This window comes from Streptomyces sp. NPDC036764 (assembly GCF_055609385.1).
The window spans coordinates 880,759-893,224 of sequence record NZ_JBVJPT010000001.1 but is presented as its reverse complement, the minus strand read 5'-3'; the positions used below and the strand labels follow the sequence as shown (position 1 = coordinate 893,224).

Here is a 12,466-nt window from a genome sequence, read left to right as displayed (position 1 = left end):
CCCTCCCTCCTTCCCCCCCACACCCCACAACCAGGGGGGGGGGGGGGGGGGGGGGGTGGGGGTTCCCCTCTCCTCCCCCCCCCCCCCCCCCCCCGGGACCCGCGCGCGCACGAAAGGCATTGGACAGGGGGCGCTGGCCAGAACTTTCGACGCAAGGGGTGCAATTAACGTGACTACCACCGACGTTACGCGAGTCGCCGCCTATCGGGAGGTGACCGACAAGAACGGACGCGTCTACCGCGTCGGCGAGACAGACGTCGACATCATGGGACGCAAGCGCAAGTGGATGGTGATCCTGCCCTGGGTCGGCATGATGGGCATCTCCTCCGCCGAGTACGCGTTCGCGTCCGCCGAGGACACGCTCCACACCGCGCACCACTGGGCCAGTGCGCACATCTTCTGGATGATGACGGTCTGGGTGTTCTTCCAGGCCGCGGTGGCCTTCCCGGCCGGCAAGCTGCGCGAATCCGGCAAGCTGCCCGCCCGTTTCGCGATGATGCTGGGTGCCGCCGGCACACTGCTCGGCTACCTCTCGCTGGCCTACGCACCACATGTCGTGGTCGCGTACATCGGCTTCAGCATGTTCAGCGGCATGGGCGCCGGTATGGTCTATGCCACCTGCGTCAACATGGTCGGCAAGTGGTATCCGGAGCGCAAGGGCGGCAAGACAGGCTTCGTCAACGGCGGTTTCGCCTACGGCTCGGTGCCCTTCGTCTTCCTCTTCACCGGCTACATGGACCTGACCAACTTCCGCTGGGTGCTGGTCTCGGTCGGTCTCTTCCTCGCCCTGATGGTGGGGGTGGCCGGCTTCTTCTTCAAGGACCCGCCGAAGAACTGGTGGCCCGCGGACATCGACCCGCTCAACCCTCCCAAGGACCCGCGCGCTGCCCGCTCGCTGCGGATGAACCCGCCCGCGGTGCGCCAGTACACCCCTCTGGAGGCCTGGAAGACCGGCCGGGTCGCCCTGATGTGGTTCTGCCTGGCGTGCACCTCCGGCGTGAACATCTTCGGTATCGCCTTCCAGGTGGACATCGGCGAGGAGGCCGGCTTCGCGGGCGGCATCGTCGCCACGGCCATGTCGCTGAAGGCGGTCGTCAACGGCACCGGCCGCGGCGTGATCGGCTGGCTGTCCGACCTGTACGGCCGTAAGCGGTGCCTGCTCGCCGTCTGCGTCATCCTGGGCCTCGCCCAGTACGGCATCCTCTGGTCGGCCGAGAGCAAGCATCTGACGTTCTTCCTGATCTTCTCGGCGATCTCCGGTTTCGGCGGCGGCGCCATCTTCCCGATGTTCGCGGCGCTCACCGCCGACTACTTCGGTGAGAACAACAACGCGTCCAACTACGGCATGGTCTACAGCGCCAAGCTGGTCTCCGGTCTCGGCGCGGGCATGGGCGCCGTGGTCGTCAGCGCCTGGGGACACTCCGGTGCCTTCATCCTGGCCGGCTCCATCTCGCTCTTCGCCGGCTGCGTGGCCCTGTTCCTCAGTCCGCCGGGACGCGACAAGAACACGCGCGGTATCGCCCCCAACCCCCGACCTCTCGGCGAGGACATGGCCTGACATGACGGCAGATCCGTACGCAGCAAAGAGCTCGTCCGCACAATCCGACGCCGCACACCGTCCCTACCGCGAGGTGACCGACTCACGAGGTCGCGTCTACCGCGTCGGCGAGACCGACCGCGACATCCTCGGCCACTCCCGCAAGATCATGGTGTACCTCCCGTGGATCGCCATGATGGCCATCAGCGTCTTCGAATACGCGTACGGCTCCGCGGAGGACACTCTGTCCCACGCGCACGGCTGGACGCAGAGCAACACCTTCTGGATCCTCAGCGTCTGGGTGTTCTTCCAGGCCGGCATCGCCTTCCCGGCGGGCTGGCTGCGCGAGAAGGGCATCCTGACGGCCCGCTCCGCGATGTACATCGGCTCCGGCATGTGTCTGCTGGGGTTCCTCGCCCTGTCGCACCTGGACAACGTCTGGCTGGCGATCCTCGGCTTCGGCGTCGTCGGCGGCATCGGCGCCGGCCTGGTCTACGCGACCTGCATCAACATGGTCGGCAAGTGGTTCCCCGAGCGGCGCGGCGCCCGGACCGGGTTCGTCAATGGCGGGTTCGCGTACGGATCGCTGCCGTTCATCTTCATCTTCAACTACGGGTTCGACACCGCGAACTACCACCGCGTGCTGGACCTCATCGGCTGCTACATCATGATCGTCGTCTTCGGATGCGCGTTCTTCTTCAAGGACCCGCCGAAGAACTGGTGGCCCGCGGACATCGATCCGCTGTCGTACGCGGGCAGCGAGAAGAGCGCGGCGAGCCTGGCCAAGAACCCTCCGGCGGTGAAGCAGTACACACCGCGGGAGGCCATCAGGACGGGCATGCTGCCACTGATGTGGCTGTCCGTGGTGCTGACCGCCGGGGTGTCGATCTTCGGCATCTCCTTCCAGGTCGACTACGCCAAGGAAGTGGGCTTCGGCCCATTGGTCGCGGCGTCGTCGATGGGCGTGATGGCGGTCATCAACGGCGTCGGCCGCGGTGTCGTGGGCTGGCTGTCGGACCGATGGGGCCGTAAGTCGACCCTGGTGTTCGTGATCGTCGTGCTGGGTCTCGCCCAGTTCGGCGTGATCTGGGCCGGAGACCTCAGGAGCGAGTGGCTGTTCCTGTTCTTCGCGTTCCTCTCCGGATTCGGCGGCGGCGCCTTCTACCCGCTGTTCGCGGCGCTCACCCCGGACTACTTCGGGGAGAACTTCAACGCGACCAACTACGGTCTCGTCTACAGCGGCAAGCTGATCAGCGGCCTGTTCGGCGGCGGTCTGGGCTCCATGGTCGTCGCGGCCTGGGGCTACGACGGCGCCTACGCACTGGCCGGCGGCGTGTCGATCGTGGCAGCGGCGATCGCGCTGCTACTGCGGCAGCCGGGGCGCACGGCGGTGCCGAGTCCCGCACGCTGACGTGTCGCCCACATGAGGAGGCCCTCCCCGGTTCCGGGGAGGGCCTCCTCATCGTGGTACGGCCGTCAGCACTTCTCCCGCAGCGAGTGCAGGTGCTCGCTGGAGCGGCGGGCGAACGTGAAGGACTCGGTCGGGTTGTCGTGCTCCGCCTGCCAGTGGTGGGCGGAGCGCTCACCGCGCAGCCGCGTCACGGCGGAGATGAACTTCTTGTAGTCGATGTCGCCGTCGCCGACGTCGACCATGCGGTAGCCGTACGTGTCGGACGGGTCGCTCACACCGTCCTTCACGTGGAAGAGCGGGTAGCGGTGGGGCTGCTTCAGGACGTAGTTCAGCGGCTCGAAGGGGGCGGGTGAGCCGTCGGGGCGCTTGGAGAAGCGGAACTGGCCCGAGTAGGCCCAGTAGATGTCCATCTCCAGGAAGACGAGGTCGGGGTCGGTCTCGGCGAGCAGCACGTCGTAGAGACGGACCTTGGGGTTGTCCGTGGCGAAGGAGAACTCCTCGGAGTGGTTGTGCTGGTAGAACTTCATGCCGCGCGCCCTGGCCGCCGCGCCGTAGGTGTTGAACTCCTCGGCGGCGCGCTTCCAGGCGTCGACGGTGGAGCCGTAGCGGAACGGCCCGGACGCGGTGCCTATGTGCTTCAGGCCCAGGGCCTGGGCGTCGTCCAGGACCTTGGTGAGGTTCTGGGCGAAGGTGTAGGCGTTCGGGTCGCTGGAGTAGTAGCCGACGTGGCTGCCGATCGGGTTCAGGCCGTGGTTCCTGGCCAGCCGCTTTAGCTGGGCGAGGGTGATCGGGCCGGCCGAGCCCTGGGTGTAACCGGCGAACTCCACCTCGTCGTAGCCGTACTTCTCCAGTTCGGCGAAGACGGGCGCGAAGCCGAGGGTGGAGACCTTGTCGCGCAGGCTGTAGAGCTGGATGCCGAGGCGGCCGGGCGGCAGGACGGGACGGCCGCGGCCGTGGGAGGCTGCGGCGGGAGCCGGAGCGGCGGTCGCGGGGGTGGTGGCGGCGCCCACCAGGGCGGCGGCCGTGGCGCCCGCCGCCACGCCGAGCATGCCTCGTCTGCTGAGGCGGTGGGTGAGTTCGGGGTCCGTCTGGGAAATGCGGCTCATGCCTGGAACTCCTTGAGATCGAAGGCCGTTGTCAGTGGTGAGTGCTTCACTGGGGACCAGTCGGAAGGGACGGGCCGGTGGGACCGGCGAGCTGGTGCGCGCCGGCCGTGACCCGTCAGCCGAGACCGGCGAGTTGGAGCAGGAGTGACTTCACGTCGGTGGCCGCGACACGGTCGCCGACAGCGCGGGGGGTGGAGCAGATGAGGAGCGGACCGTCGTCGTCGCTCGCGGGAAGGCGGCCGTGGCTGCCGCGAATAGGTGACGGATCCAGGGGCACGACCGCCATGCGGTAGCGCATGCCGAGTTTCTTGCGCGCGAGCGCGGTCGCGGCCTTGACCTTGACGTAGGGGTCGCGGGGATCCATGAAGAGTTCCACCGGGTCGTAGCCGGGTTTGCGGTGGATCTCGACGAGTCGCGCGAAGTCGGGCGCTCGGGCGTCGTCGAGCCAGTAGTAGTACGTGAACCAGGCATCCGGCTCCGCCACGGCGACGAGTTCGCCGGAGCGCGGATGGTCGAGATGGTGGGCCTTCTTCCCCTCGTCGTCGAGGAGTTGCTCGATGCCGGCCAGTCCGTCGAGTGCTTCCCGGGTCGCGTCGAGGTCTTCCGGCCGGCGTACGTAGACATGGGCGATCTGGTGGTCGGCGACCGCGAAGGCGCGTGACGCCATCGGGTCGAGGTACTCCATGCCGTCCTGGGTGTGCACTTCCAGCAGCCCCGCGCGGCGCAGGGCGCGGTTGATGTCGACGGGGCGGTCCGCGCGGGTGATGCCGTACTCGGAGAGCGCCACCACGGTACGGCCCTCCGCTCGGGCGTCGTCCAGGAGCGGGGCCATGGCCGCGTCCAGGTCGGAGGCCGCCTTCAGTGAGCGCGGGTCGTCGGGGCCGAAGCGCTGCAGGTCGTAGTCGAGGTGAGGGAGGTAGCAGAGCGTCAGATCGGGGTGCCGGGTGCGGATGATGTGGCGGGTCGCGTCGATGATCCAGCGGCTGGAGACGAGGTCCGCGCCGGGGCCCCAGAAATGGAAGAGCGGGAAGGTGCCCAATTTGTCGGTGAGTTCGTCGTGCAGGGCCGGGGGCCGGGTGTAGCAGTCGGGTTCCTTGCGACCGTCGGAGTAGTAGACCGGGCGGGGGGTGACGGTGATGTCGGTGTCGGCGCCCATGGCGTACCACCAGCAGATGTTGGCGACGGTGTAGCCGGGGTGGGCACGTCGGGCGGCGTCCCAGAGTTTGTCGCCGGCGACCAGGCCGTTGTGCTGGCGCCACAGCAGTACGTCGCCGAGGTCGCGGAAGTACCAGCCGTTGCCGACGATGCCGTGCTCCGACGGGTGGGTGCCCGTGAGGAACGTGGACTGGGCGGCGCAGGTGACGGCGGGCAGGACGGTACCGAGCGGCGCCTGCGAGCCGGACTGGGCGAGCGTCTTGAGGTGGGGCATGTGGTCGAGGAGACGGGGGGTCAGGCCGACGACGTCCAGGACGAGGAGCGGGGTGGGTCGGCCGGAGGCGGTTACGTCAGCTCGGAGGGCTGGGTGGGTGGCGAGATCTTCCGGCGCTACTGGGCCTTCCTGGGCTGCTGGGCCTTCCTGGGCTGCCGGTTCTGGTGGCTCGGTCATGGCAGCTCCTTGAGGCCGAGGTCGGTCAACAGGTCACGGGCGAGGGTGAGTTCGGCGGCGATGCCCTCGGCGAGCTGGCTGCGGGCGCGGGGCCGCAGCTCGGCCGGCAGGGCCTGCCAGGTGTAGGTCTCGACCTCCAGGTGCCGGGTGAGCGGGTGCGGTCCGCCGACGAGCCGGGCCAGGACGTCCTTCAGGACATCGAGCGTGGAGGTGAGAGGTGCGGCGGGGGCCGCGTGGAGCGGGACATGGAAGTGGGCGCGCCACGGGGAGGCGTCGGGGAGGGCCTCACCGTTGAGGGCCTGGCCGAGGTCGTCGGTGCCGCGTAGGCCGGCGGCGGTGGCGGTGCGGGTCTGGTGCAGGAAGCGGGGTTCGTCGAAGGCGGCGAGGGCCTCGCGGACATCGGGGAGGTGCGGGTGCTCGGCGTGCAGTGCGGCCGAGAGCTGGGACTTGACGACGGGGACGCGGGCTTCGGTGAGCGCGTCCAGCGCGGACGGCGGGTCTTCGAAGGAGGTGGCGAGGTGACAGGTGTCGACACAGATGCCGATGCGGTCGTGTCCGATCGCAGCGAGCGGGGCAATGGCATCGCCGGTGGTCTCGACGATGCAACCGGGCTCGGGTTCGAGGCCGACGCGGATGTCGCGGCCGGTCAACTCCCGCAGGGCGTCGAGGCGTTCGGCGAGGGTGCGCAGGGCGATGCGGGCCGTCTCGGCGCGGCGGTCGTCGTAGGCGGTGCGCCAGGCGAGGGGCAGGGTGGAGATGCTGCCCTCGGTGACGTCGTCGGGGAGGAGGCCGGCGAGGACTCGGGCCAGGGCGGTGGTGTGGTCGAGGCGTTCGGGGTCGGCCCAGTCCGGCTTGTAGACGCGGTACTTGACCTCTTCCGCGCCGAAGCCTTCGTACGGGAAGCCGTTGAGGGTGACGACCTCGAGGCCGCGCCGGTCGAGTTCGGTGCGCAGGCCGCGCAGGGCGGACGGGTCTGTGACGAGGGCCTGGGCGGCGTCCTTGGCGAGCCAGAGCCCGATGCCGAGGCGGTCGCGGCCGAGCCGCCGGCGGACGGGCTCGCAGTGGTCGCGGAGTTGGGCGAGGACGCCGTCGAGGGTCTCGGCCGGGTGGACGTTGGTGCAGTAGGCGAGGTGGACGGTGGAGCCGTCGCGGTGGCGGAAACGCATGACTCACGCTCCCGGAGCCGGGGCGGCGGCAGGGTCGTCCCGCTGTCCCGGTGCTCCTCCTGGCCCTTCATCGAGGTCCTTCGGGGCGCCACGGAGGATGGAGTTGCCCTCGTGGGTCGCGTCCGGGGTTGCGACGTCGAGGTCGAGCCGGCCGCTGAGTCCGTAGAAGGCGACAGGGTTGCGCCACAGCACCCGGTCCACGTCGTCCTCGCCGAAGCCTTCCGCGAGCATCAGGTCGGCGACCTTGCGGGTCTTCAGGGGATCGCTCCTGCCCCAGTCGGCGGCGGAGTTCACCAGCACCTGCTCGGGCCCGTACTCGCGAAGGATCGCGATCATCCGCTCCTCGTCCATCTTGGTGTCGGGATAGACGGAGAAGCCGAGCCAGCAGCCGCTGTCCTTGGCCTCCTTGACGGTGGTCTCGTTGAGGTGGTCGACCAGGACGCGGTCCGCGGGCAGTGCGGACTCCCGGACGACGTCGAGCGTGCGGCGCAGGCCCGCCAGCTTGTCACGGTGCGGGGTGTGGACGAGGGCCGGCAGCTCGTGGGCGGCGGCGAGCTGGAGCTGGGTTGCGAGGGCGGTGTCCTCGGCGGGGGTCATCGAGTCATAGCCGATCTCACCGACGGCGACGACCTGGTCCTTGACGAGATAGCGGGGCAGTTCGTCGAGGACGGGGACGCAGCGCGGGTCGTTCGCCTCCTTGGGGTTGAGGGCGAGCGTGCAGTGGTGGGCGATTCCGTACTGCGCCGCGCGGAAGGGCTCCCAGCCGAGGAGCGAGTCGAAGTAGTCGAGGAAGGAGGCGGGAGAGGTGCGGGGCTGGCCGAGCCAGAAGGAGGGCTCGACGACGGCACGGACGCCGGCAGCGTGCATCGCCTCGTAGTCGTCGGTGGTGCGCGACGTCATGTGGATGTGGGGGTCGAAGAGGCGCATCAGGACTCCTTGCCGTCGGTGCCGTGGCCGCCGCGCTCGGCGGCGGGCGCGGGCGGGGTGGCCGTGGGGTCGGTCAAGGTCAGGACGCGGTACAGGTCTTCGGGCACGGAACGGCCCGCGGCGGTGCGCTCGGCGGCGTAGTCGCCGAGCATGCGGGCGAGTTCGGCGTCGCGGTGGGCGCGGCGGTCCAGGTCGGCCACCGTGTCGACGTGGACACCGGTGAACAGGCACTTCAGGACGGCGTGCCGCCATTGGTGGGGGTCGAGGTGCCGGGCGGCGTAGGGGCCGACGGCGGCGGCGAGGAGCCGGGTGTCGTTGGTGCGCAGGGCGTCCTCGACGAGTGGGAGGGCCTGCGGGCCGGACACGAGGTGGGGCAGTGCGTGCAGGACGGCGCGGCGTTCGGCTCCGGTGCCCTGGAAGTAGACCCGGGTGAGGGCGTCGGTGTCGGCGCGGGCCGCGTGCAGGATGAGGACGCGGGCGGCGTCGGCGTGGTCGGGGCCGCAGCGGCGCCCGGCCTCGGCGATGCGCAGCTCCCAGGCGGAGATGGGGCCGTGGGTGCCGGGGTTGGCGGCGGCCTCGTCCAGGGCTCGGTGGAGCCAGGTGCGGGCGGCCGGCTCGAGGCGGGCGGCGAGGTGGGCGCGTAGCTCGGTGGGCGGGGTGAGGGCGAGGGGTGTGCCGTCGTCGGAGTCCGTCCGGTGCGTGGCTTCGCCGGGCGCGTGGCTCTCACCGGGCGGGCGGCTCTCACCGGGCGGGCGGCTGTCGGTGTCCGCGCCCGGGGTGGCCGGGCTGGTGCGGGGGTGGGTCATGAGGTGCTCCCTTCGGGGGTGGCGGAGGGATCGCCATGGGGTGGGACGAGTACGGGTGATCTGGTGGCCGTGGCCTCGGCGCTGCGGAGGAACGGGAGGGAGTGTTCGGCGAAGTGGGGGCCCGCGTGGGAGTGGCGGGGCAGTTCGACGACGGTCAGGCCCTGGTAGCCGGTGGCGGCGAGGGCGGCGAGGACGGGTGGGAAGTCGATCTCGCCGTCGCCGAAGGGGAGGTGTTCATGGACGCCGCGGCGCATGTCCTCGATCTGGACGTGGCGCAGCCAGGGGGCGGCGGCGCGTACGCAGTCGGCGGGCGAGAGGGGTTCGAGGCACTGGCAGTGGCCGATGTCGAGGGTGAGTCCGAGGTGTTCCGGGTCGCCGAGTGTGCGGCGGAGCCGGTCGAAGTCGGCGAGGGTGGCGAGGAGGTGACCGGGTTCGGGTTCGACGGCGAGGGGAACGCCGGCGGTGGTGGCGGCCTCCAGGACGGGGGTGAGCGCGTCGGTCAGGCGGTGCCAGGCGGTGTTCGGGTCCGTTTCCGGCGGCGTGATTCCGCTGAAGCAGTGGACGGCGTGAGCGCCGAGGTCGGCGGCAACCCGGACGGCGCGGATCAGCAGGTCGACGCGGCGCGCTCGGTCGTCCGGGTCGGGGTCCAGCAGGGCGGGGCCGTGCTTGCGGCGCGGGTCGAGCACATAGCGGGCGCCCGTCTCCACCGTGACGTCCAGACCGAGCGCGTCCAGCCGCTGTGCGAGGCGGTGGGTGCGGGCGGCGAGGTCCGGGGCGAGCGGGTCGAGGTGCATGTGGTCGAGGGTCAGGCCGACGCCGTCGTAGCCGAGGTCGGCGAGCAGGGCCAGGGCGTCGTCGAGGCGGAGGTCGGCGAGGCCGTTGGTGCCGTAGCCGAAGCGGAGGGGGGCCGCGGAGGCTTGAGCGACGGGGGCGGTGGCGTGCTCGGCGCTGGTGCCGTGCGGGTCGCTGTCGGCTCCGGCGGTGGCATGTTTGACACTTGTGCCGTGCGGGTCGCCGTCGGCTCCGGCGGTGGCATGTTTGACACTTGTGCCGTGCGGGTCGCCGTCGGCTCGCGATGCCTCGGCGGGGCGGCCCGGGACGGTGGTCGTCCGGCTCATGTGATGCTCACCTTCCTTCCGAACCGTCGGCCGAGAGGGGCGAGTCCCGCGATGACCAGGGCGGTGAGGCCGGCTCCGGATCGGGCGGACAGCGCGGCCTGGAGCGGGATCGTGGCGCGGATGCCGCCGCCGACGGCTCGTTGGGTGAGCGGAGGTGAGGGGTTGAGGGTGGCGTGGAAGTAAGGGCGGGCGGCGGTCGCGGCGTAGGCGGCGGCGAGGGCTGCCGTCAGGGCGCGGGCGGGCGGCCAGGCGGGGGTGGTTGGCCGGGGTTGGGTCGTCCGCAGGGCGTGTCCGGGCCCACGTCGTCGGTGCCCGGCGGTGGCGGGCTCGGCCGTGGCAGGAAGGGTGACCTCCATGGCCGGCCGGGTGGGGGTGGCTGACTCCGGGTGGATGCCGGCCAGGCCGGTGCCCGGGGTCCGGTCCGCCGGGAAGCCGGTGGGGCGGTGGGCCAGGAGGCGGCTCAGGAGGGCCGTTGTGGTCAGGGCCGCGAGTGGCGCCAGGGGTGAACCGCCCTTGGTCTCCTGGCGGGACACTGCGGTGACGGCGAGCGTGTGGGTGCCGAGCAGCGCGGCTGACGGGAGTGCGGCGCGGGTGTGGCCGGTGGTGGCCGCTGCGCCGAGGAGGAGGTCCAGGGCACGGGCCGTGGCCATGGCCGCGGGGCCGCAAGGGGTGTGCTTGAGGCCGAGGTCGTAGGCCCAGACGGTGGCCGCGAGGGGCGCGGCGACGGTGAGAGCGGGGCGGCCGGCACCGGCAGCGAGGGCCAGGCCGGCACCGGTCAGGGCGCAGGCGGCGGTGAGGGCGGCCGCGGGGTGGATGCGGCCGGACGGGAGCGGGCGGTGGGGGCGTTCGGCGGCGTCCTCCGCACGGTCCGCCCAGTCGTTGAGGGCCATGCCGGCCTCGTAGAGACAGAGGGAGGAGCCGATGGCGAGCAGGGTGCGGTGGTTGGGCCGCCCGCCGGCCGTGACGGCACCGCTCAGGGCGTCGCCGGGGACGGTGAACAGGGCGGGGAGCCGGAGCAGTTCGGCCCAGGCACGGCTACGGCTCACGACCGCTCCCCGTCAGCGGGCTCGCGCGGATCGACACCCTGGGCGGCGGCCTCACCGGCGGCCCCTCGGTGACCGGCGTCCCGGGCGACGCCTTCGCCCCGAGCCGTCGCACCACGCGTGGCAGCTTCAGGGGCGGACTCGCGGTGACCGGCGCTCCGAGCGGCGGCCTTCACAGCCGACCCTCGCAGATCGAGGCCCCGAGCGGCAGCCTCCTCACCCGACTCCTGGTCACCGGCGGCCCGAGCGAAAGCCTCCTCACCCGACTCCGGCAGATCCGCGCCCCGGGCAGCAGCCACCTCACCCGACCCACGCACATCGAGGCCCCGAGCGGCAGCCTCCTCACCCGACTCCTGGTCACCGGCGGCCCGAGCGAAAGCCTCCTCACCCGACTCCGGCAGACCCGCGCCCCGGGCAGCAGCCACCTCACCCGACCCACGCACATCGAGGCCCCGCGCAGCAGCCACCTCCACGGCCCCGCGGTGACCCGCACCCCGCGCGCCGTCCCCGCCCCCGGCCGTCGCCGGCACCTCCCCGTCCCCGCCCGCCAAGCGGAGCCGCTCCCCCAGTCCCGTCAGCGTCGCGTACTGCTCTCCCAGGCTCGCGGGACCCTGTCCCACCGGGTCCTTGAAGTAGAAGCCCAGTTCGGAGAGCGGGCCCGTCAGGCCGGCCTGGTGGGCGCGGGTCGTGAGGCGGGCCAGGTCCAGTACCAGGGGGGCCGCGAGGGCCGAGTCGCAGCCCTGCCAGATGGTCTGGAGGATCATGCGGGTGCCGAGGAAGCCGTCGAAGGCGATGTGGTCCCAGGCGGTCTTCCAGTCGCCGAGGGCGGGGACGTCGTCGATGTGGACCTCGCCCTCGGGGACGGTGCCGAGGGTGTCGGCGAGGACGCGTTCCTTGCCGGCGTTCTTCGCCGCGGCGGCGGCCGGGTCGGCGAGAGCCGCGCCGTCACCTCCGCCCAGCAGGTTGGTGCCGGACCAGGCCCGCACGTTCAGCGCCCGTTGCGCGAACATCGGGCCCAGCACGGCCCGCAGCAAGGTCTGGCCGGTCTTGCCGTCCCGGCCGGCGTAGGGCAGCCCGCTCCGCTCGGCCTCGCGGGCGGCGACGGGGTGGTGCATGCCCTCGGAGGGGGTGAAGTTGATGTAGGGGCAGCCTGCGCGCAGGGCTGCCAGCGCGTAAAGGGTGCTGGCGGGCAGCGGGGCGTCGGGGCCCTGGGACGCGGGTTCGGTCGAGGCGACGTTCACCACGACCGCCCGCTCCAGCTCATGGCGGCGTACGAAGTCCCGTATGTCGTCGGCGAAGGCCGTGATCAGTTCGGCCTCGCTCCTCGTGTCACCCGGGGTGGGGCCGCCTGGCCTGATCTCCCGGTCCGTGGCGGCGAGTTCGGCGGTGACGGCGGTGGCGACGCCGGGCGGGAGGACGCCGCCGGCGGTCAGCGTCTCGGCGCGTTTGGGCAGGGGGCAGTCGAGGGTGTCGTGGCCGCCGAAGACGAGGTCGGACAGCGCGGGCAGGCCGCTGCCGGCGAACGCCGGGGTCTCGGTCACCATGCCGGTGGGCGGATGCAGCCCCGCGGTGATGGCGGCGCACCCCGTGACGACGGTGGTGGCGACGGAGCCTCGGGCTCCGATCAGCCACACTCCCACACGCGGTCGGGAGAGGGACGCGGACATGGGCTGCCTCCTGATCGTGCGCGAACCCGAAAAGAGGGGTGGAGACGGCGGGCGGGGATCCGGCGTTCCCCGCCCGCCG

At 71.6% G+C, this 12,466-nt stretch carries 9 protein-coding genes and 1 pseudogene; 2 read left to right on the top strand and 8 right to left on the bottom strand.

Going from position 1 to position 12,466, the window contains the following annotated elements:
* The first annotated feature begins 169 nt into the window (after positions 1-169).
* Entirely contained in the window at positions 170-1,558 is a 1,389-nt protein-coding gene (locus ACZ69Q_RS03850; protein ID WP_471035850.1) for an OFA family MFS transporter, read from the top strand.
* Between the two features lies 1 nt (position 1,559).
* Entirely contained in the window at positions 1,560-2,948 is a 1,389-nt protein-coding gene (locus ACZ69Q_RS03845) for an OFA family MFS transporter (RefSeq protein ID WP_471035848.1), read from the top strand.
* Between the two features lie 65 nt (positions 2,949-3,013).
* Here ACZ69Q_RS03845 and ACZ69Q_RS03840 read toward each other — a convergent pair whose 3' ends face one another.
* The 8 genes and pseudogenes from ACZ69Q_RS03840 to ACZ69Q_RS03805 all read right to left on the bottom strand — a co-directional run.
* On the bottom strand, positions 3,014-4,054 hold the full coding sequence (locus ACZ69Q_RS03840) for a sugar phosphate isomerase/epimerase family protein (RefSeq protein ID WP_471035844.1): 1,041 nt from the start codon (positions 4,052-4,054) through the stop codon (positions 3,014-3,016).
* 115 nt (positions 4,055-4,169) lie between these two features.
* Entirely contained in the window at positions 4,170-5,660 is a 1,491-nt protein-coding gene (locus ACZ69Q_RS03835) for a nucleotide pyrophosphatase/phosphodiesterase family protein (protein WP_471035841.1), read from the bottom strand.
* The gene (gene eboE, locus ACZ69Q_RS03830) at positions 5,657-6,826 is read right to left on the bottom strand and encodes a metabolite traffic protein EboE (protein ID WP_471035837.1); all 1,170 of its coding nucleotides are present in this window, start codon (positions 6,824-6,826) and stop codon (positions 5,657-5,659) included. Before eboE ends, ACZ69Q_RS03835 begins: the two co-directional genes overlap by 4 nt.
* Before the next feature lie 3 nt (positions 6,827-6,829).
* Positions 6,830-7,753: a TatD family hydrolase gene (locus ACZ69Q_RS03825; RefSeq protein ID WP_471035834.1), complete on the bottom strand. Its 924-nt coding sequence runs from the start codon at positions 7,751-7,753 to the stop codon at positions 6,830-6,832.
* The gene (locus ACZ69Q_RS03820; RefSeq protein WP_471035831.1) at positions 7,753-8,559 is read right to left on the bottom strand and encodes an EboA domain-containing protein; all 807 of its coding nucleotides are present in this window, start codon (positions 8,557-8,559) and stop codon (positions 7,753-7,755) included. Before ACZ69Q_RS03820 ends, ACZ69Q_RS03825 begins: the two co-directional genes overlap by 1 nt.
* Positions 8,556-9,677 carry a sugar phosphate isomerase/epimerase family protein gene (locus ACZ69Q_RS03815; RefSeq protein ID WP_471035828.1) on the bottom strand — a complete coding sequence of 374 codons (1,122 nt, stop codon included), beginning with the start codon at positions 9,675-9,677 and terminating at the stop codon, positions 8,556-8,558. Before ACZ69Q_RS03815 ends, ACZ69Q_RS03820 begins: the two co-directional genes overlap by 4 nt.
* Complete coding sequence (locus tag ACZ69Q_RS03810) at positions 9,674-10,723, bottom strand: SCO3242 family prenyltransferase (protein WP_471035824.1); 1,050 nt, start codon at positions 10,721-10,723, stop codon at positions 9,674-9,676. The genes ACZ69Q_RS03815 and ACZ69Q_RS03810 overlap by 4 nt, the downstream gene beginning before the upstream one ends.
* A gap of 527 nt (positions 10,724-11,250) precedes the next feature.
* Positions 11,251-12,387: pseudogene (locus tag ACZ69Q_RS03805) on the bottom strand (inositol-3-phosphate synthase); the annotation flags it as partial.
* Positions 12,388-12,466: the final 79 nt, after the last annotated feature.